Origin of the sequence: Pseudorhodobacter sp. (genome assembly GCF_034675685.1) — a bacterium.
Lineage (GTDB): Bacteria > Pseudomonadota > Alphaproteobacteria > Rhodobacterales > Rhodobacteraceae > Pseudorhodobacter.
In genome coordinates, this window is the sequence record NZ_JAUCDA010000016.1 from 198,943 (window position 1) to 225,046 (window position 26,104).

Here is a 26,104-nt window from a genome sequence, read left to right on the forward strand (position 1 = left end):
CCATGTTTCCACGCCCAATAGAGCAAACCAGCCGCGCTACCCAGCACCTCTACACCATCGCCTTGCCGGTGGCGCTTTTCTTGTGGCTGTTGCCGCTGATCGGGGTTGCGGTAACATCTCTGCGCCCCGCATCTGATCTTGCGCAGGGCAATTACTTTGGCTTGCCCAGCTATATCGCCTTTGAAAACTATGTTTCGGTGTTTCGTGACAGCGACCTTGGCAGCTATATGATCAACTCGTTAAAGGTCACAATTCCTACTGTGATCGGGGCTATCACCCTGTCTTGCATGACGGGGTTTGCGCTGGGGGTTTACCGTTTCCGGTCTAATCTTTTGGTGTTTTTCCTGTTCGTCGCGGGTAATTTCGTGCCGTTTCAAATCTTGATGGTCCCGGTGCGCGACCTGACGTTGCAACTGGGCATGTACAATTCCTGGACCGGGCTTGCGATGTTTCACATTGCCTTTCAAACCGGGTTTTGCACATTGTTCATGCGCAATTTCATCAAGGCCCTGCCGTTTGAATTGATAGAGGCCGCAAGGGTCGAGGGGGTTTCGGAAATACGTATCTTTTGGTACATCGTCCTGCCCCTGATGAAACCCGCCATCGCGGCGCTGTCGGTGCTGATTTTCACCTTCATCTGGAACGACTTTTTCTGGGCCACCGTGTTGACGACCACCAAGGAAACCCAGCCAATCACGGCGGGCCTGTCGTCGCTGAACGGGCAATGGGTTGCGGCCTGGCATCTGGTTTCTGCCGGGTCGATTCTGGCGGCACTTCCCCCCGTTTTGATGTTCTTCCTGATGCAAAAGCACTTCATCGCCGGGCTGACATTGGGGGCGGTAAAGTGACCCACCACTGGCGTCTTGATGATGGCCGGCAAACGCTGGTGCTGGCCGCGCGTGGGGGCAGCTTGCCGGAATGTGTCTATTGGGGCGCGGCCCTGCCGGGCGGGGAAAACCTTGAAACCTTGGTGGCCGCGCATGCGCTGGATGTGACGGGGGGGATGCTGGACGAAACCCCCGGCCTGTCGCTTTGCCCCGAGGCCGCGCGCAGCTTTCCTGGCCAGCCGGGGTTGGTTTTGCGTGATGGTGGCGGAACGCCGCTGCAGCCCCGCTTCAGCTTTGCCGAGACCCGAGAGAAGGATAGCGGCCTGCACTTGGTGTACCGCGATGCGGCGACCGGCATCGGCCTGACTTTCCGTTTCAAACCCGATCTGGAAACCCATGTTATCACCTGTGAAACCACGCTGAACGCCGATCGCCCGGTGCATTTGCACTGGCTGGCGGCCCCGGTCCTGCCCGCCCCGCACCTGTCGGATGAGCTGATTGATGTGGCGGGGCGCTGGTGCGGCGAGTTTCAATTGATCCGCACGCCATGGTCCGCAGGGCTACGCGCCCGTGAAAGCCGCACAGGCCGCAGTGGGCACGAACATTTCCCCGGCCTCATCATCCCCGCGCGCGGCACCACCAACACGCAAGGCGAGGCTTACGGCTTTCACTATGGCTGGTCGGGTGGGCACCGGATGCTGGCCGAGGAATTGCCCGATGGCCGTCGGCAGGTGCAGTTCGGCCATGCCACAGGCAGCCAAACCACCCCCGGCACGCAGTTTCAGACAGCGCCGCTATATCTTGCCTATTCCAACACCGGCCTGAACGGTTGCGCCGTTGCGTTTCAGCGCCATGCCCGTGACCGGATCATTCATCAGCCCAACCGCACCCGCCCCGTGCATTACAACTGTTGGGAGGCGGTGTATTTCGACCACAAACTGCCCGACCTGCAAGATATCGCCACCCGTGCCGCCTCTCTTGGGGCGGAACGCTTTGTGCTGGATGATGGCTGGTTCGGGCGGCGGGATGATGACACGTCAAGCCTTGGCGATTGGCAGGTTGATGCACGCAAATACCCCGAGGGGCTGGGGCCGTTGATCAACCATGTCCACGCGCTGGGCATGACATTTGGCCTTTGGTTCGAGCCGGAAATGGTCAATGAGAACTCTGACCTGTTTCGCGCCCATCCCGACTGGGTGCTTGGCCCGATGGATCAGATGCGCGGCCGCCAGCAATTGGTTTTGAACCTGGCGCGCGGCGATGTGCGCGACCATCTTTACGCCCGGATTGCTGCGATCCTGTCTGACCATGCGGTTGAATATATCAAATGGGATCATAACCGCGTTTTGCCGATGCCCGATGCGGCGCAAACCAGCGGCAGCTATGCGCTGATTGACCGTTTGCGCGCCGATTTCCCGCAGGTAGAGATTGAAAGCTGTGCATCGGGCGGCGGGCGGATTGATTTTGGCATTCTGCAACGCACGCAGCGGGTCTGGTTGTCCGACAGCAATGACGCGCTGGAACGGTTGCGCATTCAGCATGACGCGGCGCTGTTTTTGCCGGGGTCTGTCACCGGCTCGCATGTCGGCCCGCGCCATTGCCACACCTCTGGCCGCACGATTGATATTTCGATGCGCGCCTGGGTTGCGGCACAACGGCATATGGGGTTTGAGATGGACCCACGAGAGCTGACCGAGCATGAGGCAAAAGTGCTTGCAGATGTGACGCGCTGGTGGAAAGGCAACCGTGATTGGCTGATGCACGCCGATATCTTGCGGCTGGACAGCGCCGACCCGGCGGTGATTGCCGAACTGCAACTGGCCCAGGGCGGCAGCCGCTTTGTCACCTTCGCAGCCAAGGCCGCCACCTCGGCCCAGATTTCACCGCGCCCGCTGCGATTGACGGGGTTGGAGCCGATGACAACCTACCGTATTGATCTGATCAACCGCAGCGCAGCACCGGGCCTGTCACGCGGCAGCCCTGCGCTGAAACGGGGGCCGCTGGATGTGTCGGGGGCTTATCTGATGGGGCATGGCGTAACCTTGCCATGGCATTTCCCCGAAACCATGTGGGTGCTGGAGGGCACCCGCCTTTGACAAGAAGGACGCAGGCCATGACCGCAACCTATCCCGACCTTAATGGCGCATCCGTGTTCATCACCGGCGGCGGATCGGGCATCGGTGCCGCGCTGACCGAAGGGTTCCTGCGCCAAGGGGCAAAAGTCGCCTTTGTTCAGCGCTCCGATGCAAGTGAGTTTGTTGAGGGGATGGAAAAGGCCACCGGCAATCGCCCGCTTTTCATCCAATGCGACATCACCGATATTCCTGCGCTGCAAACGGCCATCGCGCAGGCTGCCGCGGCGCATGGCCCTATCACCACGCTGGTCAACAACGCGGCCAATGACAAACGTCACACGACCGCCGAAGTGACCGAAGATTTTTTCACATGGATGATGGACATCAACCTGAAAGCCTATTTCTTTGCCGCGCAAGCGGTGGTGGCGGGGATGAAGGCGGCGGGTGGCGGCGCTATCATCAACTTCTCATCCATCAGCTATATGATGGGGAATGCGGGCTATCCGCTTTATACCGCCGCCAATTCCGCAATCAACGGCCTGTCGCGCAGCCTTGCGCGCGAATTTGGGCCGGACCGTATCCGTGTCAACGCGCTGGCCCCCGGCTGGGTGCTGACCCAAAAGCAAAAAGACCTGTGGGTCACGCCCGAAGGGTTGGCGGCGCATGTTGCACGGCAATGTCTGCAAGAGACGCTGGCCCCCGAAGATATTGTCGGCGGTGTGCTGTTTCTCGCCTCTGACGGTGCCAAGATGATGACAGGCCAGGCGCTGGTCATTGACGGCGGCGTGGCGGTGACAGGATGAACCAGCCCGCCGAACCCCTTGCCCAGGCACCCGACTGGATCGCCGTTGACTGGGGCACAAGCCATCTGCGCGCAACGGCCATGGGCGCAGGCGGCCCGCTGGCCAATGCCTGCAACGGCGACGGTATGGGCGGCCTGACAAGGCAGCAGTTTGAGCCGGCCCTTCTGGCCCTTATCGGCCCGTGGCTGACTGGCGCCGCGATCACACCGGTCATTGCCTGCGGTATGGTCGGTTCTCGTCAAGGCTGGGCCGAGGCGAAATACCGCGCCGTTCCCTGTGCCCCGGTTGATGCCGCGGCGCTGACCCGCGTACCGACTATAGATCGGCGGATCACGGTTCACATCGCCCCCGGCCTGTTGCAAACCGCCCCCGCCGATGTAATGCGCGGCGAAGAAACCCAGATTGCGGGCGCCTTGGCGCTTGACCCTGGCTTTGACGGCGTGATCTGCCTGCCCGGCACCCATTCCAAATGGGCGCATGTCAGTGCGGGTGAGGTGGTCAGTTTTCAAACCTTCCTGACGGGTGAGCTGTTTTCATTGCTGTCCAAACAGTCGGTTTTGCGCCACAGTATCGCCGCCGAGGGCCTGGACGAGGGGGCATTCAACGCCGCCTTGTCAGATGCGCTTTCGCGCCCCCGAAAAACTGGGCGCGCGGTTGTTTTCGCTGCGGGCCGAGGGGTTGATTGCCAACCTTTCGCCCATCGCTGCCCGCAGCCGCCTGTCAGGCTTGCTGATCGGGATGGAACTGGCCGCCGCCAAACCCTATTGGTTGGGCCAGCCCGTGACGCTGATCGGTGCGCCCGAACTTTGCCGCCATTATGCCCATGCCCTTGCGCAACAAGGCGTCACCGCGTCTGTTTTGTCTGCCGTAGATTGCACGCTCGCCGGGCTCTCCAAATTGAAAGGTGCGCTATGACCCGCCCCCTGATTGCCATTCTGCGCGGGTTGACCCCGGCTGAGGCGTTGCCAATTGCGGCGGCCCTGATTGACGCGGGCCTGACCACGATCGAGGTGCCGCTGAATTCACCTGACCCGTTTACGTCCATCGCGGCGATGGCACGCGAATTTGGCGATGTCGCGTTGATCGGGGCGGGAACGGTGCTGACCGTCGATCAGGTTGCGCAAGTCGCCGGTGCGGGCGGCAGGCTGGTGGTGTCACCCAACACCGATACAGCGGTTATCCGCGCCACTTTGGCGGCAGGGATGCAAAGCTGGCCGGGGGCGCTGACGCCAACAGAATGTTTTGCCGCACTGGCTGCGGGCGCAACAGGGTTAAAGATTTTTCCGGCCTCGATCATCGGGCCGGACGGGGTAAAGGCGATGCGCGCCGTCCTGCCCCCCGAGGCGCTGGTCTATGCCGTTGGCGGGGCAGGGGCATCAAACTTTGCCGCGTGGCGCCGCGCGGGGGCGGATGGGTTCGGCATCGGCTCGGCGCTTTATGCCCCCGGCCTGACTGTGGCCGAGGTCACCACCCGCGCCAAGGCGCTGGTTGCGGCATGGGACGCGGTGGCAGCATGATGCAGGTCTTTGACACCCGCGTTTGTCGCCTGGGCGAAGGGGTTTTTTGGCACCCGCAGCGCGAAAGGCTGTTCTGGTTTGATATTCTGGGCAAGCAGATGCAAAGCCAAACACCCGATGGCCCACAAGACTGGGATTTTGACGAAATGGTTTCGGCCGGGGCCTGGATAGACCGTGACACGCTGCTGCTTGCGTCAGAAACCGCGCTGTCCAGTTTCAACCTGACGACCTGCGCGTGTGAAACGCTGGTGCTGCTAGAGGCGGATAACCCCGTCACTAGGTCCAATGATGGCCGCGCTGATCCGATGGGGGGATTTTGGATTGGCACGATGGGAAAGGCGGCCGAGGTCGGGGCAGGGGCTATCTACAGGTTTTACAAAGGTGAATTGCGCCTGCTGTTTCCAGACCTGACCATCCCCAACGCGATTTGTTTCGCGCCGGATGGCCGCACCGCCTATTTTACCGATACTGCCACGCAAATCCTCAACCGTGTGTCACTGGATGCGCAGGGCTGGCCCGATGCCGCACCCACCCCGTTCATGGATTTTCGCGCCAAGGGCCTGAACCCCGACGGTGCAGTCACCGATGCGCGAGGCAATCTGTGGATAGCGCTTTGGGGGGCCGGGCAGATTGCGGTTTATGATCCGCAGGGCAAGCCGCGTCATGCCATCACGCTTGCTGCGCCGCATGTGACCTGCCCCGCCTTTGCCGGCAGCACGCTTTTTGCGACCACGGCGACGCAAGGCATGACTGCCGCCGCCCTTGCGGATTATCCCGATGCGGGCAAGGTCTTTACCCTTGCCGATGCGGGCGAGGGCCGCCCCGAACCACAGGTCATCTTATGAAGCGCACGCTGGGCACCTGCTATTACCCCGAACATTGGCCCGAACCCCAATGGGCCGAAGATGCCGCCCGCATGGCAGAGATTGGTCTGACTTGGGTGCGGATTGGTGAATTTGCGTGGAGCCGGATAGAGCCAACCCCCGGCACTTATGACTGGGGCTGGCTTGACCGCGCGATTGAGGTGCTGACGGCCCATGGCCTGAAAGTGGTGTTGGGCACCCCTACCGCCACGCCGCCGCGCTGGATGCTGGACCGTCACCCCGACATGCTGGCGCTGGATGCACAGGGCCACAAGCGCGGCTTTGGGTCGCGCCGCCACTATTGCTTCAGCCATTCGGGTTACCGTGCCGATTGCGCCCGCATCACCCTTGATCTGGCCAAACGCTACGGCCAAAAGGTGGCTGCCTGGCAAACCGATAACGAATATGGCTGCCATGATACCACGATCAGCTATTCTGATGCCGCCCGCGATGCCTTTCGGGATTGGCTGGCGCAGAAATACCAGTCGCCTGACGCCCTGAACCGTGCTTGGGGCAATGTGTTCTGGTCGATGGACTACGCCGGTTTTGCCGAGGTCGGCTTGCCGAACCTGACCGTGACCGAGGCGAATCCGGCACATGTGATGGATTTTCGCCGCTTTTCCTCGGATCAGGTCGCCAGCTTCAACCGTTTGCAAACCGATATCATCCGCCGCCATTCCGCCGCCCCCATTTCCCACAACTACATGGGCGCTGTGGTGGATTTCGACCATTTCGCGACCGGCGCAGACCTTGATATCGCCACATGGGATAGTTACCCGCTTGGCTTTCTGTCGGACCGCATCGCAGCCAGTCCTGGCCATAAGCGCGCCTTCTCGCGCCAAGGCGACCCGGATTTTCAAGCCTTCCACCACGATCTTTACCGTTCTGTCGGTAGGGGCCGCTGGTGGGTGATGGAGCAGCAGCCCGGCCCGGTGAACTGGGCCCCCTACAACCCCGACCCGTTGCCCGGCATGGCCCGGCTGTGGGCGTGGGAGGCGTTTGCCCATGGGGCCGAGGCGGTGTGTTATTTCCGCTGGCGTCAGGCCCCGTTTGCGCAAGAACAAATGCATGCCGGCATGCTGCGCCCCGATAGCCAACCCGCCCCCGCCTATCACGCCGCCGCCGAAGTTGCCCGCGAATTGGCCGATATGCCCGAAGTACAAGAAACCGCCGCCCCCGTCGCGCTGATCTTTGACTATATGTCGGCCTGGGCCTGGGCCACACAGCCCCAGGGGCGCGGCTTTGATTATTTCAACGTGGTGTTCGGCTTTTACCAAGGCCTGCGCCGTCTGGGGCTGTCGGTGGATATTTTGCCCCCTGACACTGCGGCGCTTGCCGCCTATAAATTAGTGCTGGCCCCGGCGATTGCCACCCTGCCGCCTGCAGTGCTGGCCGCCTTTGCCGCATATGAAGGGGCCGCGCTTATCGGCCCCCGTACCAATTCCAAAACCGCCGATTTCAGTATTCCCACGCCCTTGCCGCCCAACCTGCCGCGGCTGGATTGCGTGGTTGCCCGGGTTGAAACCCTGCCGCCAGACTTGCCAGTGCCGCTGGCCATGGGCGGCAGCTTCACGCTGTGGCGTGAAAAGCTGGAAGGCAGTGCAAGGGTGGTTGAGTACACCACCGATGGCTGGCCCGCGCTGGTGGCGGTTGACGGGCTGCATTATCTGGCAGGCTTGCCGGATGAACCCGCGCTGGCGCGCATCCTGACCCGGCTTTGCGCGGCTCAGGGCATCGACACCACGCCACTGCCCAATGGGTTGCGCTGCCGCCAATCGGGCGCGCATCGGTTCTGGTTCAACTACGGAGCCGAGGCCGTGGCGCATGAGGGCCGCAGCATACCGCCCGCTGGGGTGGTGTGGGAGAAGATCGGTTAAGAAGGGGTGGCCCCATCGCAATTCGGCATTGCACCCCACACAATTCAGCGATTGACCACGCGCACCCCTCATAGCAAAGCTTTCGGGCTTGATCCCCCGGAGGCCGCATGACCAAATCTGCCCTGTTCACGCCAGTCTTGATCGCGGGTTGCGCGATATTGCTGGTGAACTTTGCAATCCGTGCCAGCTTTGGCGTGTTTCAAATTCCGATTGCGGCCGAGTTCGGCTGGATGCGGGCCGATTTTTCGATGGCGATTGCGATCCAGAACCTTGCCTGGGGGCTGGGGCAGCCGATCTTTGGCGCATTGGCCGAACGCTTTGGTGACCGCCGCGCGATTGTCGCGGGGGCGCTGCTGTATTCGGCCGGATTGGTGCTGTCGTCGATGGCGGTCACGCCGGGGCAGCACTGGCTGCTGGAGATTTTGGTGGGCTTTGGTATCGCCGGCACCGGCTTTGGCGTGATACTGGCGATTGTGGGCCGCGCAACCTCGGATGAAAACCGTAGCCTTTCGCTGGGTATCGCCACCGCAGCCGGGTCGGCGGGGCAGGTGTTCGGCGCACCAACCGCCGAGTTTTTGTTGCAAAGCTATAGCTGGCAGACGGTGTTCTTGATCTTTGCCTGCATCATCCTGACCGTGTTGTTCGCGCTGCCATTTTTGCGTGCGCCGATTACTGCAACCAAGGCAGAGCTGCAAGAAAGCCTTGGCGCGGTGTTGAAACGGGCATTCAAAGACCCAAGCTACACGATGATTTTTCTTGGCTTCTTCTCGTGCGGGTATCAACTGGGGTTCATTACCGCGCATTTTCCAGCGTTTATCGCCGAGATGTGCGGGCCGATCAATCAGACCGGCTATCTGGCGGCGCTGGGCATTTCCAGCACCTCGGCGCTTGGGGCGATTGCGATTTCAGTGATTGGCATGGCCAATATCGCGGGCGCGATTTATGCGGGTTGGTTGGGCAAACGCTATTCCAAGAAATACCTGTTGGCAGCGATCTATGCGGGGCGCACCATAGCGGCGGCGACGTTTATCTTGTTGCCGATGACGCCGGTGACGGTGCTGGTGTTTTCGCTTGTGATGGGGGCTTTGTGGCTGGCAACTGTGCCGCTGACCTCTGGCCTTGTCGCGCATCTTTACGGGTTGCGCTATATGGGGACGCTCTATGGATTCGTGTTTTTCAGCCATCAGGTCGGGTCATTTCTTGGGGTTTGGCTGGGCGGCAAGATGTATGACCTGACGGGGGATTATACGCTTGTGTGGTGGCTTGGGGTAGGGATCGGCGCCTTTTCGGCGCTGGTGCATTTGCCGATCAAAGAGAAACGGTTGGTTTTGGCGGCCGCGTAAAGGGGGGGGGGGCCAATCAAGGGGGCATCGAACCCCCATGATTGGCGTTGCCACGCCGTGATCTTGCGGCGGCTTTCCTGGGGTTGCGGCAGGGTTCAGGTGTTTGTGCCAAGATGATAAGGGTGGGGCGATGAAAGCGGGAATTGTCAGTCTGGTTGTGGCTTATGTGCTGAGCCAGTTTTATCGTGCCTTTCTGGCGGTGATGAGCCCGGTTTTAACGACCGATCTGGGTGTGACCGCCGATGACCTGGCGGATGCCTCTGGCCTGTGGTTTCTTGCTTTTGCGGCCATGCAGATTCCCGTTGGCGCGGCGTTGGACCGGATTGGCCCGCGTTTGACGGCCGCCGTGCTGTTTGGCATTGGGGGGGCCGGGGGGGCGGCCTTGTTTGCGCTGGCCGAAACAGGGCTGGAGGTGAAGCTGGCGATGGCATTGATTGGCCTGGGCTGTTCACCGGTATTGATGGCAAGTTACTATATTTTCGCGCGCGAATTCTCGCCGGCGGTTTTTGGCACCATGGCGGGGGTTGTGATCGGGATCGGGTCGCTTGGCAATATCGCCAGTTCATTGCCACTGGCTTTTGCGGTAGAGATGCTAGGATGGCGCGGCAGCTTGTGGGCCCTGGCGGTGATGAGCCTGCTGGTCGCGGTGGCGATTGGCGTGCTGGTGCGTGACCCAAAGCCGTTGCCTTCTGGCCCGCGCGGTTCGGTTTTGGATATGCTGCGTATCCCGGCGCTTTGGCTGATCTTGCCGATCATGGCGGTGAATTACTTGCCAGTGGGCGCGTTGCGGGGGCTTTGGGTTGGGCCCTATATGGCCGATATTTACGGGCTGGATGCCGGCGGAATCGGGCGGGTGACGCTGGCGATGGGGGGGGCCATGGTTTTGGGAAACTTTGCCTATGGCCCGCTGGATCGGGTATTCGGTACCCGAAAGTGGTTGATTTTCGGGGGGAATGCCATTGTAGCGGCGGGGCTGGTGGCCCTATGGGCGATGCCTGGGCAGGGGGTCGTGTTTGCTACGGTTTTGCTGGCGGGCATTGGGTTTTTCGGGGCATCTTTTCCGATGGTCATGGCCCATGGCCGGGCCTTTTTCCCACCACATCTGGTAGGGCGGGGGGTGACATTGATGAACCTTTTCGGGATTGGGGCGACTGGCTTGGCGCAGCTTTATACCGGGCATTTGAAGGCCTCGGCTGTCAGTGCTGAAGCGGGCTATGTGGCGATTTTCGGGTTCTTTTCAGTCGCGATGATTTTGGGCCTGGCGATTTATCTGTTTGCGCAAGATCGTGTGGATTGACGGCGGCAGGGCCAGTGCTGCGCCTTGCCTGCGTCGTGGATGCCGCACCGCCGCCAAGGGTGCAACCGGAAGGTTTCAGGGGGCGGTATCCTTGACCACACGGCCCTCCTCAAGCGTGATGATCCGGTCGGCAAGATCCATGATCCGGTTGTCATGCGTTACCATCACCGTGGTCGTGTTGCGGGTTTGGCCCAGCGTTTTCAGCATTTCAACCACCACCCGCCCCGAATCCTTGTCCAGGGCTGCACTTGGCTCATCCGCGAAGATAACCTCGGGGTTCGCGACCAGCGCACGCGCTACGGCCACGCGTTGCTTTTGGCCGCCCGACAGGTTGCCGGGCAGGTAATCCACCCGGTCAGCCAGACCCAGCAAGCCCAACATATGCCGCGCAGCCGCCTGTTGCTTGGCCGCATCCCCCGGCCCATGCACCTGCAGGCCCATCAACACATTTTGCATCGCCGTCAGGCTTTCATGCAGGTTATGCGCCTGAAAGATAAATCCCAGACGGCGGCGCAACAGCACCAATTGCGCCTCGGTGGCGCCGCGCAGTTCGTGGCCCAACAGGCTGACGCTGCCTTCTTGCACATTGCGCAAACAGCCCATCAGCGTCAGCACCGTGGTCTTGCCCGACCCGGACGGGCCCATCAAAATCGTCAGTGTACCGCGTTTGATCGTCAGGTTCAGATCCCAGATCGCCTGTTTGCGCGCCTCGCCCAGACCGAAATAATGGTTCACCCCCTGCGCGACAATCGGCGCAGCCGCCGGGCGGATGATCGTGCCGCCGCCCATCAGAACAGGTCCGCCGGGTCTGCTGCGGCCAGTCGCCGCGTCGCAACAGCCCCTGACAAGGCGCAAGCCGCAAGCGTACCGACAAAGACCAGCACCGCACGGCTGGCCACCATGGTTACCGGCAGGCCCGTCACCGCAACCAGCGCCGTATACAGCCCCATTGAGACAATCAGGCCGGGAATAAACCCGAACACAGCCAGGATCAGCGCCTCTTCAAACACGATGCCAAGGAAGAACGGGTGGGCATAGCCCATCGCCTTGAAGGTTGCATATTCGCGCAAATGGTCGGCCACATCAGTCGATAGCACCTGATATACAATGACCAGCCCCACCAAGACGCCCATGAAAACGCCAAAGCCAAAGATGATGCCGGTGGGCCGCTCGACGGCCATGAAGGACAGGTCCGACGCCTTGGCCCCCGCTGCCGTCTGCACCTTGACGCTGGCCGCAGGCAGTACTGCGCGCAAGCGTTCAACGATGGTGTCGGGCGACAGGCCATCGGCCACGCGCAGCAAAATATGGTCAGGCGCGCCAGAGCTGCGCGATTGGAAGAACCGCAAGAAGGTTTGGTCTGATGTTACCATCATGCCATCAGCCAAAAAACCGCCACCCACGGCCAAAGTGCCAATTGCATTCAGGGTTTTGCCATTTGCCTCAAAGGCATAGCGCCCGCCCGACGACAGGCTGTCCAGCGCCCCTTTCGGCATGCCGCGGGTGTTCTTGTCCAGCAACACGGTGTTTTCAATCGCCAGCCGGGCCAGATCTGGCGCGATGCTGGGGGCAACAAACCCGGTTTGGGCCACCTCGATGCCAAAGGCCAGCAGGGCAATCGAACTGCCGTCTTGCAAGGTCAACGGCAGGTTGCCAATGAACAGCGGCGTTCCTGCCACCACCCCCGGCACGCCAAGCGCCTGAAACATATAGGCGCGCGCCACGCTGCCACTGTCGGTCAGGGTGTTACCCTCTTGCGATGAAATGATGATATCGGCGTTCAATAGCCCATAGGGGGCCATGGTCGAATTGTTCAGCGCGCCCATAATGCCCAGTTGCATGAACACCAACAGGTTGGCAAAGGCCACGCCCGCCACCGCCGCAATCAACCGCGTGCGGCTGTGCGACAATTGCAGCCAGCCAATCGGCAAGCGCCCGAACAGCCATGTCAGCAGCCTGTTCATTCGGTTCGGCCCGCATCAATGCGCACGATGGTTTCCAGATTGGTAAACCCGCGCGCCAAGGCAGATGAGGCTGCATCCAGCGTCACAATCACATCAACGACCCGCGCATCGGTATTGGCCGCCGGGTCATTCGAGGTGATCGACTGCCGCCCGATCTCCAGCCCGATGGCGGTTACGATGCCGCTAAGCTCTTGCGCCAAGGCCTCGGCGGAAACCGTCACCGGGTCGCCAATCGCTACCCGCCCGATCAAAGTCTGATAGACTTCGGCCTCAACCGTCATCTGCGACGTGTCGCCAAGGTCAATGAGCCCGCCCAGGCCCGGCCGTTCGCCTGCCCGCGCGTTGACAGCCAGCACTGTGCCCGTACTTGGTGCCCGCACATAGGCACGTTCCAGGTCATGCTCGGCGCGTGTCAGATCGACGCGCGCGGCGGCAAGGTTGGCCTCGGCCACGGCCACATCGGCTTGGGTCGAGTCTGCGGTTTTGAAGCGCGACAGGGTGGCGATGTTGCGTTCCACGTCGCGCCCCGCCTCGGCGGCGCGGGCAACGGCTTTGTCAAGCTCGGCCCGTGTCGAAATTCCGCGCGAAAACAAGGATGTGATTCGCTCCATATCCGACTGCGCCACCTTTGCCGTGGCCTCGGCCCGGTCCAATGCCGCCTGCGCTTCTTCCATGCTGGCGCGGATTGTGGCGGTGGTCTGCGCCAGATTGGCCTCTCGTACCGCAATTGTGGCCCGCGCCGTGGCCACGCCGTTTTGCAGCGCCGTCAAATTGTCGAGCACGGCCAGCACATCGCCCGCAGCAACCTCATCCCCCGCGCGCACCCGGATTTCCGCAATCCGCGCATCGCCGGCGCCCGAAGGTGTGGCCACGCTGACCACATTCCCCTTGGGGATCACCCGGCCCAGTGCCACAACATCGCCTTCGCTGATCAGGGCCACGACCTCTTGTGCCTTTATCTTTTGGATTGCCACGGCAATCGGCGTATCGCTTCCCGCGCCCGGTTGCAGCCCGGTCACCCCGAAGAACATCCGCAGACCCGGGGGCTGGAAATACATGCCAATCACCGCACCCAAAAACAGCACGGCCATCAGCACAGGCACAATCAACAGGGTTGGGCGGCGCCTAGCTGTGGGCGTTGGGGCGGGCAGCCCATTGTCAAGCAATGGCAGGTCAGGTTTTGGGGCTTGGACGTCTTTGGTCATTTGGGTTCCTTCGGCCTCGACACCTACTGACATGTATGTCAGTAATTTCGAGAAACGCAAGGGCGGGAACCACGGAGGCCAGTCTTGTCAATGAGCGAACCCAAGCGCCAACGCCGCAAAGATGCCCGCCCCGGCGAAATCCTGACGGCAGCCCTTGCCGAGTTTGGTGAAAACGGCTTTGCTGGCAGCAGTATGGGCGGTATCGCCGCCCGTGCCGGCATTGCGCGCCCCACGGTGTACCTTTACTTCGATACCAAAGACGCGATTTTTGAGGCGGCAGTGATGGACCGCATGGGGGGCATGGTTGCGCGCGCCCATGAGCTTATGTCGATTGAAATGCCGTTCGACCAAATGCTGGAACGCGTATTGCGCAATTATTACGACAGTATCGCTGCGACCGACGCGGCTGTCTTGATCCGCGTGCTTGTCGCCGAAGGTGGGCGCTTTCCAGCGCTGTCTGCATTTTTCCGCAGCAGGATGCTTGGCGCAATAGAGGGGCTTTTGGCCGAGCTTGTCGCCAAAGGTATCGCCCGCGGCGAGGTGCGGCCTGAAGTGCAGGCGCTTGACCTGAAAGTGGTCATCGCGCCCGCTGTTTTCACGATTGTCTTTGGCCTGATCTTTGGCGAACTCTCTGCCGATGCGCGCGAAAAATTCATCCGCTCGCATCTCTCGCTGATCTTGCTGGGCCTGCGGGCCTAACCCTTGGCACTGCTTTACTGCAACCGCCGCCGTGCAATAACGTCTTTGCCGGACGTGTCGCGTATGCGCGCGATCGCCTCGGTTGCGGGCTCTATTACCGTGGCCATAAACGCGCCTGTTGCATGAATCATCAAGGTGTCATCCACCATCATCGCGACATGGCCTTTCCAAAACAGCAGGTCGCCACGTTGCAACGTCTCGGCTTCCGTCAGGTCACGGCCCAACGCCTGCTGCATGTCGCTATCGGCGGGGCAGGCCAGCCCGCAGGCCAAAAGCGAAAGCTGTATGAGCCCCGAACAATCTACCCCTGAATGGCTATTTCCGCCCCAAAGATAGGGGGTGCCCAGAAATAGCCCCGCCACCTCGACCGGGTCGCCATACCAGCGGCCCAACATCTGCAAATGGCTGGCAGGGACAAAGCCATGCGGGGTTTCGGCAAAATTGTCGGTCTGGCCCAAGACGCGCAATCGGCTGCCAAAACTGATGCCAACCGATTTGGGCGCTTCGGCGCGGGGTTCGGAATACAGGTGGCTGGCGGGGGCGGCGACCCAATGGCTGACCTTGGTCGGCTTGCACAGGGCAGTATCGGGCAGATAGCCGCAATAGCCATCCTTGGTGCTGCGGCCAAAGCTGAAACCCTCACGGCGCTCGATTACCTCGAACCCGTCGCCCAGCAGCAATTGCCGTTCACGCGACCCACCGGGAACCCGCAGCAAATCGGCCAGCGGCACGGTAATTTCAAGCGGGGTCGCATCGGCATAGGCCGGTGATTTCAGCTGCCCCTGCAGCGAGATATGCGCCACCCGGTGATTGGCAAAATGCAGGCGACGGTCAGTGTGTTGGCCCGTGTTTTGGGGGATGTCGGTCATAGATCGACCCCCAACATCTGTGGCAGCGCCGCCAGTATCGCCCGCGCCCCCTGACCGACGCCGCCCTTTGGCCGTGCGGGTGCGGCACTGGGTTGGTGGCCGTAAATATCGAAATGCACATAGGCCGGGTTATCAACAAACCGCCGCAAGAACAGCGCGGCTGTTGTAGACCCGGCAAACCCACCCGCAGGCGCATTGTCCAGATCGGCAATCCCCGGCTCGATCATTTCCTCATACCCCGGCCACAAGGGCAAGCGCCAAACCGGGTCGCACATTTGCATGCCCGCCTGTGACAGCGCAGCCGCGAACCCGTTGTCATCGGTGAAAAACGGTGCCAGATCCGGCCCGACCGCGACCCGCGCCGACCCCGTCAGCGTGGCCATCGAAATGACCAGATCGGCCTTGTCCGCGCCTTGGGCCTCATCGGCCAGCGCCAACGCATCGGCCAGTATCAGCCGCCCCTCGGCATCGGTGTTGTTCACCTCTACCGTCAGCCCCTTGCGTGAGGTCAGAATATCGCGCGGCCGCATGGCAGAGCCTGAAATTGCGTTTTCCACCGCCGGCACCAGCACGCGCAGCCGCAGCTTCAACCCCAGTTCCATGATCATATGTGCAAGGCCCATTACCGTGGCCGCCCCGCCCATATCCTTTTTCATCAACAACATGCCCGCAGCAGGCTTGATATCAAGCCCGCCACTGTCAAAGCAAACCCCCTTGCCCACAAGCACCAATTGCGGCCCCGCGTCACCCCATTGCATATCCAGCAGGCGCGGCGCACGGGCCGACGCGCGACCAACCGCGTGGATCATCGGAAACCCTCGCGTCAACAAATCATCACCGCGCGTGACGCTTGCGGTCGCGCCATGACGCTGTGCCAATCGGAAAAAGGCCTGCTCCAGCTGTTCGGGGCCCATATCGGATGCCGGGGTGTTGATCAGATCACGCGTCAGGCATTCACCTTCGGCCATGGCCAAAAGGCGCGTGGTATCAACGCCCTGCGGTGCTTTCAGCCTGGGCAGCGCCGCTGCGGCCTTGCCGGGGCGATAGGTGTCAAAGCGGTATTGCGCAAATAGCCACGCCAGAACCGCCTCATTCAGCGCGTCCCCGCTTAGGCTCGTCTCATAATGCCAATCGCCGGCAGGTAGCGCGGTTGCCGCCGGGGCCACGCCAAACCGGCTGCGCTTGCGTGCGGATGCGGTTCCATAGCCAACGACCGCTGCCACGGCCTGCCCCGCCCCATCGGGCAGCAAAAGCACCGCGCCTAAAGCTGCGGTAAAGCCCGAAGCGTTTACCCAAGCACACACCGAGGCGGGCTGCGTCGCAAGCCAGGCCTGCAAATCCGGCTCGGCAACAATGTAAAGCGGGCGCGATGGGCCTGCGGCAGGGGCAAATTCGGGCATGCAGAGAACTCCACTCAAAAGCAATTGAATGAACCCTAAGCGGTTTTGCGCTGCGCCTTAAACCCATAAATCACAGGCGACACAGGTTTTTTTCACCCTGGGCAACGCCCGCCTTGGCAAAGCCGCTAAAGATGCTGGTCCAAGGCCCCCTTTTCTGTCGCCAAGGATGCTTCTGCCACCCGCACCAACCGGGCCCAAACCGCAGAAAACGCCGTCAGATCATCGCCATCCAGACAGGCCTGCGCATCTTTGGAGACGGTGCCAAGGCTGACCAATCCCAATTGCACCGACATCCGTTCCAATCGTCGCAACTGGCGCGCAATGTCCAGCATGTTGCGCCCGTGCAGCTGTTGCGCGATGCCCGACATTGTCAGCGCCAACTCGCCCAGTGCGCGGCTCACCACCTCTTCGGCGGCATGCGTGCCCATTGATCGGTAAATCAGTGCGATCGGCTCGGCATCCTGATAAATCCTGTCTTTTGGTCGAAATTCCATTATTGTTGCAGTCATGGTTGTCATCGCACCCTCACATTCCATTCACCCAGGGTCAGAATGTCCAAAGGTGTTGAAGAAAAGGTTGCTGCGCGCCCATGAAACCTCTCGAATTTTCCGAAAACACAGCTTAGTAAGCGGGAACGCAACGCAGGAGCCAAAGATGCACAACGCCAAATTGCTGCCCGCCTATCTGATCCAGCGCTTTCATGGCTGGAAAGCCACGGCCTATGCCGACAACAAAGCCTGGTATCGTCGGCTGGCAGAGTCGGGGCAGCACCCCCGCGCGATGGTGATTTCGTGCTGTGACAGTCGCGTGCATGTGACCTCGATTTTCGGCGCGGATGAGGGCGAGTTTTTCATCCACCGCAACATCGCCAATCTTGTGCCGCCCTATACGCCCGATGGCAAGAACCACGGCACCTCGGCCACGGTGGAATATGCAGTCAAGGCCTTGGGCGTTGCGCATATCGTGGTACTTGGTCACTCCAATTGCGGGGGGATTTAGGGCTGCCATGACATGTGTTCGGGCAATGCGCCGGAACTGCTGGAAAGCACCAGCTTCGTGGGCCGCTGGATGGATATCCTGCGCCCCGGATATGAGCGCGTTGCGCATATAGAGGAAAGCCAGCGCGCACGGGCGCTGGAAAAAGAGGCGGTGCTGGTCAGTCTGGAAAACCTGATGACCTTCCCCTTTGTCAAAACTGCTGTCGAGGATGATCGCCTTACCCTGCACGGACTCTGGACCGATGTCGGTGAGGGCGGGCTGGAACAATATGACCCGGTCAAGAACGTTTTTGTCACGGTCTGAGCATCGTATCGCCCCGCTTTGGCGGTGTGCCAAGGCGGGGCCCGATACGATTCGCCAATCAGGCATTTCGACTTTGACGTGAAACACAGCCCATCGCAGGCCGCGGTTAAATCTTTGATGTCAGGCAGAGATATGTAAACGAGCCTTAAGGCGAAACGCTTTAGGGTGGGGGTTCGCCCACCCTATGCAACACGTTTCAATAGCGCGGAGCGTTCAGTTCTTTGCCCTCTGGCCAGCTTTCACGGGTGGAAAGCGTGATGTCTTGCGTCTGCCCCGCTGGCACAGTCAGATCCCAGGCCAATACGCCGCGCTTGTCATCGGTGTCTTGTTCGGTCACGGGCGGGACGGCGACGAAAGTAATGACAAGATCTTCTTGCTCGGAATGTGGAATCACTTCCAGAATCCGCACCGGCCAGGCCTCATCCGTCAGGTTTTCAACTGAAAGCACGGCGGTTTCCTCAATCTGGTTGGATTTTGAGAAAACACCGCGGTCGCCTTCGGCCCGTGAAGGCATGCTGCGCTTTAACCGCAACCCTTCGATGGCGCCAAAGCCCAAGGTTGTCTTGGCCCCCGGCGCGATGGCTTCCAACTGTGTTTGCCCAATCATTGCGCCGTCGCGGGTCAAGGTTGCCGGGCCGGGCAGCAAAATCTGGCCGCTGTTATTGCTGAATTCTGCCATCATGAATGCCGTCGCATCATAGCGCGGAATGGCTTGGGCCTTGGAGGAGGCGGGTACGGCAATCTGATCAAGCGCCAGCCGCAGGTTTTCGACCCCATCGGCAATATCTACCGGGTTCGGGTAGGCGTAAACCACAATATCACCCTGAAACGCCGCGCTTGTCATCAGCGCAGGCTCCATTACCGGCTCTGCCATGCCGCCGACAGCCATATCCGCTTCGGCCATCGGCGCGGGCGAGGCAAATCTGCCGACGGATTTTTCGCTGCGCTCGGCAGGGTCATAGATCCGGTGCAGGTCGGGCCACAGCGTTGTGGGGTCAGGCCTGTTGCCGGGTTGTGCGGTTGAAAGCGTCAGCGCAACGCCCGCCCAATCCTCGCCCGTGTCTTGTGACACCAGCAAGGCGCGATCAATCACCACCTGCCCCGCAGCGCGGTCCAAAGCGATATCATACAGCGGCGACCATGTGGCCGCGTCGACGAACTGCGTAAGCTCTATCACCCCAGGCCCCGGTGCCGCCAGCGACAGCGCCAGCGACAAGGCCGCATAATCCTTGTCCGGGCGCGACAGCGCCTCTAGCGCTGCTTGCGCGTCCTGCTGCGCCTCGTCTGCGGCCTTTAGCGCCTTTTGTGCGGCTGGCAAATCTGCCCGCGCGGCAAGTGCCGTCTGCGCGGCAGCAAGCACCTCGGCCCCGATCATCCGCGCGGTGCTTTGCAAGACCTCTGTCTCGGCCTTGGCATCCGTTGCCCCCAGCCGCCCCAGATAGGCAATCTGCGCATTGGCGGCAGTGATCCGCGCCGTTACGCCGTCCAAGGCCAATTGCGCCGAGATTGCCACTGCGGTGGCGGCTTCCAAGGCCGCCTCCGCTGCGATCTGATCCGCCGACTTTGCAGCGGCGCGGGGGGGCAGGCGGTCTGTTCGCAGGCTGTAGGCCCCGATTTTCACCCCTTCTGAAGGCGCAATCCGCAGGGTTTGCGGGTCGGTTGCTTGCGGCAAGTCTGTGACCAGCAGGTCATGCATGCCCGCAGGCGCTGTAAACGCCACCTCGCGTGTCAGCCGTGCCCCCTGCGGATAGACCGTCACGGCGGTAATCTTGCTTTGTGCGACAATGGTTTCCGCCTGCAACGGTGCCGCAACCACCAGCATGAATCCTAATAGAAAACGCATTGTTACTCCAATCTGGTAAAGATGATCAATCGTAGCCCGCCCAAAACAGAAGGCAAGCGCCTATGCCCAAAGCATAAAAAAACACCCGTCCGAAAACGAGTGTTCTTTGCTGTGCCGGATTATGGCCGGGCATAAAGTGGCGATAAACCGCCCAGAGCCCGCTGAATCAGCCCTTTTTCAAACACCGCTGGCCCAGCACTTCGGCAATTTGCACCGCGTTCAATGCAGCCCCTTTGCGCAGGTTGTCAGACACGCACCACAGGCTGATGCCGTTATCAACCGTGCTATCTTGCCGGATGCGGCTGATAAAGGTCGCGTAATCGCCGACACATTCAACCGGCGTCACATAGCCACCGTCTTCGCGCTTGTCTATCACCATGATGCCGGGCGCTTCGCGCAAGATATCACGGGCTTCTTGCTCGTCCAGAAACTCTTCAAACTCGATGTTGATCGATTCCGAATGGCCGACAAACACGGGCACGCGTACGCAGGTGGCGGTAACCTTGATGTTCTTGTCCAGAATCTTTTTGGTTTCGGCGACCATCTTCCACTCTTCCTTGGTCGAGCCGTCGTCCAGGAAAACGTCAATATGCGGAATCACGTTGAACGCGATCTGCTTTGTGAACTTTTTGGCGGGCTTGTCGTCGGTCGGGTTATAGATGCTTTTGGTCTGGTCCCAAAGCTCGTCAATGCCTTCTTTTCCGGCACCGGAAACCGATTGATAGGTGGAAACCACCACACGCTTGATCCTTGCGCGGTCGTGCAAAGGCTTCAGTGCCACAACCATTTGCGCGGTTGAGCAGTTCGGGTTCGCGATGATCATTTTCTTGGTATAGCCCACCACCGCATCGGCATTCACCTCTGGCACGATCAACGGCACGTCCGGATCATAGCGATACAGGCTGGAATTGTCGATCACCACACAGCCCGAGGCCGCAGCCTTTGGCGCATAAATCTTGGTCGCTTCCGACCCGACGGCAAACAGTGCAATATCCCAGCCGGTGAAATCAAAGGTTTCAAGGTCTTTGCATTTCAGGGTCTTGTCACCAAAACTGATCTCGGTACCCATGGATTTACGCGACGCCAGCGCCACAATCTCATCTACCGGAAACTCGCGCTCTGCGAGAATGTTCAGAATTTCGCGGCCCACGTTGCCCGTGGCCCCAACGATAGCGACTCTATAACCCATCATGGCCTCCATTTGTGCGGTCACCGCGCCTTAGCGCAAAGGGGGCGCGGGGGAAAGGCCCTCAGCGCCGCACTTGCGAAATATAACCACGAAATGAAGACAACGGATGCAGGCTGGCATTGGCCCAGCCAGTGCGCCCAGCCAGTGCGCCCAGTCAGGGCGCCCTGACTGCGCGCTCCAAAGCTGCTGCGATCAGTTTTGCAACGCTGCCCGCCTCTCCGATCGGGGGCAAAAGGGGGCCTTGAAACCCGGCCTCTTTCAAGGCTTCGGGCACATCCTGAACGACATGGCTGGCCCTGAGGGCAAAGAACGGCAGGCAAGTGCCGCCTCTCATATCCTGGGCTACATCGGCCAGAAACGGGGCTTCCTCAACAAAACCGGCCCGCACTTGGGCAAAGCCGCGGGCTTTCAGGGATTCGACCATCTGATATGTCGTGTCCGAGGAGGTCTTGGAAACCTTGCTGCCATGGGCTGCGATCAACAAACCGGCATCGGCCCCGGCCTTTCTGGCCTCTTGGGCCATAAGATCGGGCAAGGCCGGGTCGGTCCCAAAGGGCGCAAGCTGTGTCAACGCGGCGCTGTTTGCTGCTGCAAGCCGGCGCGGCAGGTTGGTTCGGGTGAACCAGCCCTCGGCCATGAAAAAGGGATAGATCAAGGGGGCCTTCAGCGCCGCCAAGGCCGCCTCCAACGCATTGGGCTGGGCCAGCGTCGCGCCCCTGATCCGCCACCCCGGCAACCACATCGCCACGCGGACGGCCAGCGCCTGCATCGTCTGTTCTTGCGGAACTGGGTTGGCAGGTGCCCCGTGGGCTACCAAAATCGCCTCTTTTTCGTGCATTTGACACCCTCTTTTTGCAAGATAAGCCCTAAAGGCTTTTTGTGCGTTTCACCAGCCGTTCCCCCTGTCAGGCTTGCATTTGCGCTGCGCCTGCCGCCAATGTCGTGGCGTGGTAGCGAGGCAGGGCCTTTGCGCAGATAAAGCGGGGAATGATTCTGTTTGCGCCGAAATTTCGCGTTTCGGTGCGGGTGCCTTTGCCGCCTCTTGTCACGTCTTTGTGATCTGGTTGTTTGGTTGGCGCGCCCAAACCCAAGCTGTTCACGAAAATTTGGCCCTGAACTGCAACTTTTTCGGGTTTTCTGCGTTACCACAGTTGAAAACCTTGACCTTGCGCCTCAGACGTGGCGCTTGTGCGACAATCTTATTAACGAAGCGAGCGCATTGTGATCAACGCCCCCCTAAACCGCCGTGTTTTCCTATCTCTGTCAGGCTCGGCCATTCTTGGCGCCTGTGCGGCACCGCACGTCCCGACCCCGAGTGCCGGATTTATCGAAGGCTATGGCCCGATTTTTGATAGCGGCTATAACCTGCCCGGTATTCCCAGCGAATACCTGCAAGGCGTGAACCGCCGGATTACCGGCACCTATCTGGGTGAGCAGCCCGCAGGCACGATTGATGTCGACCCCTACGCCAAATTCCTTTATTTCGTGCGCGAAGGGTCAAATTCCGTGCGCTTCCCGATCGGGGCAGGGCGCGCGGGGCGCAGCTTTTCAGGGGGGGGCACCATTCAGGTCAAGAAGAAATGGCCGGGCTGGACGCCAACGAAGAACATGCTGCGGACCGAACCAGAGATTTACGGGCCCTTTGCCCGCGGTATTCGCGGCGGATTGCGCAGCCCCCTGGGGGCGCGGGCGCTGTATCTGTACAAGGGCGGGCGCGATACCTACTACCGCATTCACGGCACCAACGCGCTGGATTCGGTTGGCAACTCCAGCTCGGCTGGCTGTATCCGCATGTTCAACCAAGATATCATCGCGCTTTATGAAATGGTGCCAACGGGCACCCGTGTGCATGTGCGATCCGAGGCCGAGTCGCTGCGCGTCGACCCTGAAAACTTCAACCGTGGCATAGAAGTGCCGGCACAGCGTGTTGACCCGGAAACGATTTACAGCGACGAGGCCATCGCAAATGACCCGTTGCCGGTGTTCGATGATGCCGCCGGCGTCTCTCCTGTTGATGCGGGCAACGTGCCGCTGTAAACGGCGATTGCCCCTACAATTCTTGCAGCGGCCCCTGTTTCGGGGCCGTTTCTTTTGGGGGCGCATCGCTGTTAAAGCCGAGCTTGTTGGAGAAATCTGCCATCAGACGCTCCCAAAGCGCCAGATTGTCTTCAAACGCGGGTATGGTAATTCCGCCGAAATCCAGATTCAGATCCATTTTCAGATAAGGTTGCCCATCAGCCCCCCGCACAGCGGTACCAAACCGTTTTGTGCGGTTCCACTCATTCAAAACACTCAGGCTGACCTGTTGTTCCAGTTCCAGCCACATGTAGAATTGTACCGTGGTGCAATTCGCCCCCGCCTCGCAGCCAAAGAAATAGACACCGAATTGCAGGCCGCTTGCCGCAGAATGGATCAGCGGAGCGCCATCGCTATTGGTGGTCAATTCGGCGCGATAGCCCAGGTTTTGCATCGCCTCGGCCATGGCCTGTGGTGCCTTTGCCGTGATGGTCGCGGGCTGCGCCAAAGCGGCAGCGGCCCCAAGCCAAAGCGCTGCCAGCAGGGGGATTGCGAGTTTCATCAAAACGCCCGCTTTACACCCGGATCACATAGTCTTTGATGGTGGTTTCCAGCACTTCCCAGGTGCCGCTGAACCCCGGCCGGATGATCCAGCTATCACCGCTGCGCAGGGTGGTGGCGTTGCCTTGGGCATCAGTCAGCACAGAAACCCCTTCCAGGATGCGGATATATTCCCACTCGGTATAAGATACTTTCCACTTGCCGGGCGTGGATTTCCAGATGCCGCAGTAAAGCCCGGCGCTATCCTCCAGGTTCCAGGTGGTATGCACCGGGTCGCCTGCCAGCAACCTGTCGGCGTCGGGGCGTTCGGTTTCGGGTGCTATGCCATCGCATGACACGGGGAAAAGCAGGGGGGGCTGGGGCATCATCGGGTCCATTCTTTTGGTCTTGGGGTGGGGCTAAATCGGTTCGCCGCCTTGATCCGGCAGAGATCGGGTGCAAACCAAGGCGGGCAAATATTTGGTCTTGGCTTCATTATGCGTCTGAATTTCCGCGCTGGATCAAGCGCAAATCGCTTTAGTCCATGATTTCAACGCTTTTGCCGGCATAAGGTCAAGGTCAAAGCGGGCGCGCCACAGGGCCGCGCAAGTTTCTTGCTGGTGCGGCATGGGGCGGGGCGGTATAAGGGGGAAACATTCCTCTTGAGGGAGTACAAGAGAAACATGAGCGCGAGTGCACCTGTACGTCCGACCCTGCCGGTCGATATTCTGGCCCGCAAGGGGGGCAGCCCGCTGGTCTGCCTGACGGCATACACCACGCCGGTTGCACGGCTTGTTGATCCGCATTGTGATGTGGTTTTGGTGGGCGACAGTCTGGGGATGGTGCTTTATGGCCTGCCATCGACGCTTGGGGTGACGATGGAGATGATGATCGCACATGGCCAGGCGGTGATGCGCGGGGTCACCCGTGCCATGCCGGTAATCGACATGCCCTTTGGCAGCTATGAGGAAGGCCCCGCCCAGGCCTTTCGCAACGCCAGCCGCTTGATGGCGGCAACCGGCGCGCCAGCGGTAAAGCTGGAAGGCGGCGTGCATATGGCTGATACGATTGCGTTTTTAACCGCGCGCGGCGTGCCGGTAATGGCGCATATCGGCCTTACGCCGCAATCGGTGAACACGTTGGGCGGCTATAAGGTGGTGGGCCGCGCCGATGAAGGCGCGCGTGTCATGGCCGATGCCGAGGCGGTGCAGGCTGCGGGGGCATTTTCGGTCGTGCTGGAAAAGACGCCCGCGGGGCTGTCGCAGCGGATCACGCAGGCGCTGACCATTCCCACAATCGGGATCGGCGCAGGGGTGGGCTGTGACGGGCAGATCTTGGTGATTGACGATATGCTGGGGCAGTTCACCGACTTTCGCCCGAAATTCGTCAAACGCTATGCCAATCTGGGTGCGGCTGCCTCCGACGCGATTGCCGATTACGCCGCCGAGGTGCGCAGCCGCGCCTTTCCGGCCCCCGAACATTCCTTTGCCGACGAATTGCCCCCCAAGGGTGCCAAGAAATGACGCCTTTGGTCTTGCGCGAGATTGCAGAGCTGCGGGCCGTGGTGGCGGGCTGGAAAGCGGCGGGCGATGTTGTGGGCGTGGTGCCAACCATGGGCGCGCTGCATGAGGGGCATCTAAGCCTGGTGCGGGCCGCGCAGGCCGACTGTCAGCGCGTGATCGTGACGATTTTCGTCAACCCCAAGCAGTTCAACAATCTGGAAGACCTGTCGAAATATCCGCGGACCGAAATGGCGGATCGGGCAGTTTTGGCCCCTTTGGGCGTTGATGTCGTGTTTGTGCCGGCCCCGACCGAAATCTATCCGCACGGCTTTTCCACCAAGGTTTCGGTCAAAGGCGTGTCCGGCCCGCTGGAAGGTGCGCACCGCCCCGGTCATTTTGATGGGGTGGCGACGGTTGTGGCAAAACTGTTTGGCATCACGCAGGCTGATCGTGGTTATTTTGGCCAAAAGGATTGGCAACAGTTGCAGGTGGTTCGCCGGATGGCAGCCGATTTGAATTTGGCCGTGACGGTGATCGGCTGTGAGACAATCCGCGAGGCTGACGGGCTTGCCATGTCATCGCGCAATGCCCGCCTGACAGCAGATGCACGGACCAAGGCCCCCGCGCTTTATGCAGCCATGCAGACTGCCGCGACCGCCATTCGCGGTGGGATGGCCATTTCCAAAGCCATGAAGGCGGCCCGCGCCGAGGTACTTGCCGCTGGTTTTGAAGAGGTGGAATATATTGAGCTGCGATCGGCGGCGATGCTGGAACGGGTATCCAGGCTGGAAGCCCCGGCGCGGATGCTGGCGGCGGCGCGAATCGGCGGTGTTCGCATGATCGACAATATCGCGGTTTAAGGCAGTGGCGCGGGGCCGCCGCCGCCCTTTCTGGGCCTTGGGGGCCATTCACCCCCAAGGTATTTTTACCAGGATGAAATCAGGCGGAAGGGCGTATCAATCGCGAAAGCGGG

The 26,104-nt window shown here is 60.7% G+C and carries 23 protein-coding genes and 2 pseudogenes; 14 read left to right on the plus strand and 11 right to left on the minus strand.

Going from position 1 to position 26,104, the window contains the following annotated elements:
* Positions 1–2 precede the first annotated feature (2 nt).
* The 9 genes and pseudogenes from VDP61_RS12365 (at position 3) to VDP61_RS12405 (ending at position 10,602) form a co-directional block, all read left to right on the plus strand.
* The gene (locus VDP61_RS12365) at positions 3–848 is read left to right on the plus strand and encodes a carbohydrate ABC transporter permease (protein WP_323007185.1); all 846 of its coding nucleotides are present in this window, start codon (positions 3–5) and stop codon (positions 846–848) included.
* Complete coding sequence (locus tag VDP61_RS12370) at positions 845–2,923, plus strand: alpha-galactosidase (RefSeq protein ID WP_323007186.1); 2,079 nt, start codon at positions 845–847, stop codon at positions 2,921–2,923. The genes VDP61_RS12365 and VDP61_RS12370 overlap by 4 nt, the downstream gene beginning before the upstream one ends.
* A gap of 17 nt (positions 2,924–2,940) precedes the next feature.
* On the plus strand, positions 2,941–3,705 hold the full coding sequence (locus VDP61_RS12375; RefSeq protein WP_323007187.1) for an SDR family oxidoreductase: 765 nt from the start codon (positions 2,941–2,943) through the stop codon (positions 3,703–3,705).
* Positions 3,702–4,620, plus strand: a pseudogene (locus tag VDP61_RS12380) (2-dehydro-3-deoxygalactonokinase). The gene VDP61_RS12375 and the pseudogene VDP61_RS12380 overlap by 4 nt, the downstream one beginning before the upstream one ends.
* Positions 4,617–5,222 carry a 2-dehydro-3-deoxy-6-phosphogalactonate aldolase gene (locus VDP61_RS12385; protein WP_323007188.1) on the plus strand — a complete coding sequence of 202 codons (606 nt, stop codon included), beginning with the start codon at positions 4,617–4,619 and terminating at the stop codon, positions 5,220–5,222. The pseudogene VDP61_RS12380 and the gene VDP61_RS12385 overlap by 4 nt, the downstream one beginning before the upstream one ends.
* Complete coding sequence (locus VDP61_RS12390) at positions 5,201–6,067, plus strand: SMP-30/gluconolactonase/LRE family protein (protein ID WP_323007189.1); 867 nt, start codon at positions 5,201–5,203, stop codon at positions 6,065–6,067. The genes VDP61_RS12385 and VDP61_RS12390 overlap by 22 nt, the downstream gene beginning before the upstream one ends.
* Positions 6,064–7,962: a beta-galactosidase gene (locus VDP61_RS12395; protein WP_323007190.1), complete on the plus strand. Its 1,899-nt coding sequence runs from the start codon at positions 6,064–6,066 to the stop codon at positions 7,960–7,962. Before VDP61_RS12390 ends, VDP61_RS12395 begins: the two co-directional genes overlap by 4 nt.
* A 107-nt stretch (positions 7,963–8,069) precedes the next feature.
* On the plus strand, positions 8,070–9,305 hold the full coding sequence (locus VDP61_RS12400) for an MFS transporter (RefSeq protein ID WP_323007191.1): 1,236 nt from the start codon (positions 8,070–8,072) through the stop codon (positions 9,303–9,305).
* A 130-nt stretch (positions 9,306–9,435) separates the two neighbouring features.
* Positions 9,436–10,602 (plus strand): MFS transporter, encoded by a 1,167-nt coding sequence (locus VDP61_RS12405; RefSeq protein ID WP_323007192.1) that lies wholly within the window; start codon positions 9,436–9,438, stop codon positions 10,600–10,602.
* Between the two features lie 75 nt (positions 10,603–10,677).
* Here VDP61_RS12405 and VDP61_RS12410 read toward each other — a convergent pair whose 3' ends face one another.
* Genes VDP61_RS12410 through VDP61_RS12420 form a run of 3 tightly spaced genes read right to left on the minus strand, consistent with a single transcriptional unit; the run spans position 10,678 to position 13,771 of the window.
* Positions 10,678–11,391: an ATP-binding cassette domain-containing protein gene (locus VDP61_RS12410; protein ID WP_323007193.1), complete on the minus strand. Its 714-nt coding sequence runs from the start codon at positions 11,389–11,391 to the stop codon at positions 10,678–10,680.
* Positions 11,391–12,566: an ABC transporter permease DevC gene (gene devC, locus VDP61_RS12415; protein ID WP_323007194.1), complete on the minus strand. Its 1,176-nt coding sequence runs from the start codon at positions 12,564–12,566 to the stop codon at positions 11,391–11,393. The genes VDP61_RS12410 and devC overlap by 1 nt, the downstream gene beginning before the upstream one ends.
* Complete coding sequence (locus VDP61_RS12420) at positions 12,563–13,771, minus strand: efflux RND transporter periplasmic adaptor subunit (RefSeq protein ID WP_323007195.1); 1,209 nt, start codon at positions 13,769–13,771, stop codon at positions 12,563–12,565. The genes devC and VDP61_RS12420 overlap by 4 nt, the downstream gene beginning before the upstream one ends.
* Positions 13,772–13,861: 90 nt before the next feature.
* On the opposite strand from VDP61_RS12420, the gene VDP61_RS12425 reads away from it, so the two are divergent.
* Complete coding sequence (locus VDP61_RS12425) at positions 13,862–14,470, plus strand: TetR/AcrR family transcriptional regulator (RefSeq protein WP_323007540.1); 609 nt, start codon at positions 13,862–13,864, stop codon at positions 14,468–14,470.
* A 14-nt stretch (positions 14,471–14,484) separates the two neighbouring features.
* On the opposite strand, the gene VDP61_RS12430 is transcribed toward VDP61_RS12425, so the two are convergent.
* The 3 genes from VDP61_RS12430 to VDP61_RS12440 form a co-directional block, all read right to left on the minus strand.
* Positions 14,485–15,339: an NlpC/P60 family protein gene (locus VDP61_RS12430; RefSeq protein ID WP_323007196.1), complete on the minus strand. Its 855-nt coding sequence runs from the start codon at positions 15,337–15,339 to the stop codon at positions 14,485–14,487.
* On the minus strand, positions 15,336–16,739 hold the full coding sequence (locus tag VDP61_RS12435) for a leucyl aminopeptidase family protein (protein WP_323007197.1): 1,404 nt from the start codon (positions 16,737–16,739) through the stop codon (positions 15,336–15,338). Before VDP61_RS12435 ends, VDP61_RS12430 begins: the two co-directional genes overlap by 4 nt.
* Positions 16,740–16,864: 125 nt before the next feature.
* Positions 16,865–17,257, minus strand: coding sequence for a hypothetical protein (locus tag VDP61_RS12440; RefSeq protein WP_323007198.1), 393 nt, complete (start codon positions 17,255–17,257; stop codon positions 16,865–16,867).
* 136 nt (positions 17,258–17,393) lie between these two features.
* On the opposite strand from VDP61_RS12440, the pseudogene VDP61_RS12445 reads away from it, so the two are divergent.
* A pseudogene (locus tag VDP61_RS12445) lies at positions 17,394–18,041 on the plus strand (carbonic anhydrase).
* Between the two features lie 196 nt (positions 18,042–18,237).
* On the opposite strand, the gene VDP61_RS12450 reads toward VDP61_RS12445, so the two are convergent.
* From VDP61_RS12450 to VDP61_RS12460, 3 genes are all read right to left on the minus strand, one after another.
* Complete coding sequence (locus VDP61_RS12450) at positions 18,238–19,884, minus strand: DUF4139 domain-containing protein (protein ID WP_323007199.1); 1,647 nt, start codon at positions 19,882–19,884, stop codon at positions 18,238–18,240.
* A gap of 166 nt (positions 19,885–20,050) precedes the next feature.
* Complete coding sequence (locus tag VDP61_RS12455; RefSeq protein ID WP_323007200.1) at positions 20,051–21,073, minus strand: aspartate-semialdehyde dehydrogenase; 1,023 nt, start codon at positions 21,071–21,073, stop codon at positions 20,051–20,053.
* A 154-nt stretch (positions 21,074–21,227) separates the two neighbouring features.
* The gene (locus tag VDP61_RS12460; RefSeq protein ID WP_323007201.1) at positions 21,228–21,911 is read right to left on the minus strand and encodes a CbiX/SirB N-terminal domain-containing protein; all 684 of its coding nucleotides are present in this window, start codon (positions 21,909–21,911) and stop codon (positions 21,228–21,230) included.
* A 383-nt stretch (positions 21,912–22,294) separates the two neighbouring features.
* Between VDP61_RS12460 and VDP61_RS12465 the strand changes: the two genes are divergently transcribed.
* The gene (locus tag VDP61_RS12465) at positions 22,295–23,110 is read left to right on the plus strand and encodes a L,D-transpeptidase (protein WP_323007202.1); all 816 of its coding nucleotides are present in this window, start codon (positions 22,295–22,297) and stop codon (positions 23,108–23,110) included.
* Between the two features lie 13 nt (positions 23,111–23,123).
* On the opposite strand, the gene VDP61_RS12470 is transcribed toward VDP61_RS12465, so the two are convergent.
* Both VDP61_RS12470 and VDP61_RS12475 read right to left on the minus strand, forming a co-directional pair.
* The gene (locus tag VDP61_RS12470; RefSeq protein WP_323007203.1) at positions 23,124–23,651 is read right to left on the minus strand and encodes a YbjN domain-containing protein; all 528 of its coding nucleotides are present in this window, start codon (positions 23,649–23,651) and stop codon (positions 23,124–23,126) included.
* Positions 23,652–23,664: 13 nt separating this feature from the next.
* On the minus strand, positions 23,665–24,015 hold the full coding sequence (locus VDP61_RS12475) for a cupin domain-containing protein (protein ID WP_323007204.1): 351 nt from the start codon (positions 24,013–24,015) through the stop codon (positions 23,665–23,667).
* A 297-nt stretch (positions 24,016–24,312) separates the two neighbouring features.
* Between VDP61_RS12475 and panB the strand changes: the two genes are divergently transcribed.
* Positions 24,313–25,152 (plus strand): 3-methyl-2-oxobutanoate hydroxymethyltransferase, encoded by an 840-nt coding sequence (gene panB, locus VDP61_RS12480; RefSeq protein WP_323007205.1) that lies wholly within the window; start codon positions 24,313–24,315, stop codon positions 25,150–25,152.
* Positions 25,149–25,991, plus strand: a complete 843-nt coding sequence (gene panC / locus VDP61_RS12485; protein WP_323007206.1) for a pantoate--beta-alanine ligase — start codon at positions 25,149–25,151, stop codon at positions 25,989–25,991. The genes panB and panC overlap by 4 nt, the downstream gene beginning before the upstream one ends.
* The last annotated feature ends 113 nt before the right edge of the window (positions 25,992–26,104 follow it).

Bases quoted from the DNA above. Each gene is read 5' to 3' on its own strand.
- VDP61_RS12365 (WP_323007185.1), top strand. From the start codon at position 3: ATGTTTCCACGCCCAATAGAGCAAACCAGCCGCGCTACCCAGCACCTC.
- VDP61_RS12375 (WP_323007187.1), top strand. From the start codon at position 2,941: ATGACCGCAACCTATCCCGACCTTAATGGCGCATCCGTGTTCATCACC.
- VDP61_RS12385 (WP_323007188.1), top strand. From the start codon at position 4,617: ATGACCCGCCCCCTGATTGCCATTCTGCGCGGGTTGACCCCGGCTGAG.
- VDP61_RS12390 (WP_323007189.1), top strand. From the start codon at position 5,201: ATGGGACGCGGTGGCAGCATGATGCAGGTCTTTGACACCCGCGTTTGT.
- VDP61_RS12395 (WP_323007190.1), top strand. From the start codon at position 6,064: ATGAAGCGCACGCTGGGCACCTGCTATTACCCCGAACATTGGCCCGAA.
- VDP61_RS12400 (WP_323007191.1), top strand. From the start codon at position 8,070: ATGACCAAATCTGCCCTGTTCACGCCAGTCTTGATCGCGGGTTGCGCG.
- VDP61_RS12405 (WP_323007192.1), top strand. From the start codon at position 9,436: ATGAAAGCGGGAATTGTCAGTCTGGTTGTGGCTTATGTGCTGAGCCAG.
- VDP61_RS12410 (WP_323007193.1), bottom strand. From the start codon at position 11,391: ATGGGCGGCGGCACGATCATCCGCCCGGCGGCTGCGCCGATTGTCGCG.
- devC (WP_323007194.1), bottom strand. From the start codon at position 12,566: ATGAACAGGCTGCTGACATGGCTGTTCGGGCGCTTGCCGATTGGCTGG.
- VDP61_RS12420 (WP_323007195.1), bottom strand. From the start codon at position 13,771: ATGACCAAAGACGTCCAAGCCCCAAAACCTGACCTGCCATTGCTTGAC.
- VDP61_RS12425 (WP_323007540.1), top strand. From the start codon at position 13,862: ATGAGCGAACCCAAGCGCCAACGCCGCAAAGATGCCCGCCCCGGCGAA.
- VDP61_RS12430 (WP_323007196.1), bottom strand. From the start codon at position 15,339: ATGACCGACATCCCCCAAAACACGGGCCAACACACTGACCGTCGCCTG.
- VDP61_RS12435 (WP_323007197.1), bottom strand. From the start codon at position 16,739: ATGCCCGAATTTGCCCCTGCCGCAGGCCCATCGCGCCCGCTTTACATT.
- VDP61_RS12440 (WP_323007198.1), bottom strand. From the start codon at position 17,257: ATGACAACCATGACTGCAACAATAATGGAATTTCGACCAAAAGACAGG.
- VDP61_RS12450 (WP_323007199.1), bottom strand. From the start codon at position 19,884: ATGCGTTTTCTATTAGGATTCATGCTGGTGGTTGCGGCACCGTTGCAG.
- VDP61_RS12455 (WP_323007200.1), bottom strand. From the start codon at position 21,073: ATGGGTTATAGAGTCGCTATCGTTGGGGCCACGGGCAACGTGGGCCGC.
- VDP61_RS12460 (WP_323007201.1), bottom strand. From the start codon at position 21,911: ATGCACGAAAAAGAGGCGATTTTGGTAGCCCACGGGGCACCTGCCAAC.
- VDP61_RS12470 (WP_323007203.1), bottom strand. From the start codon at position 23,651: ATGAAACTCGCAATCCCCCTGCTGGCAGCGCTTTGGCTTGGGGCCGCT.
- VDP61_RS12475 (WP_323007204.1), bottom strand. From the start codon at position 24,015: ATGCCCCAGCCCCCCCTGCTTTTCCCCGTGTCATGCGATGGCATAGCA.
- panB (WP_323007205.1), top strand. From the start codon at position 24,313: ATGAGCGCGAGTGCACCTGTACGTCCGACCCTGCCGGTCGATATTCTG.
- panC (WP_323007206.1), top strand. From the start codon at position 25,149: ATGACGCCTTTGGTCTTGCGCGAGATTGCAGAGCTGCGGGCCGTGGTG.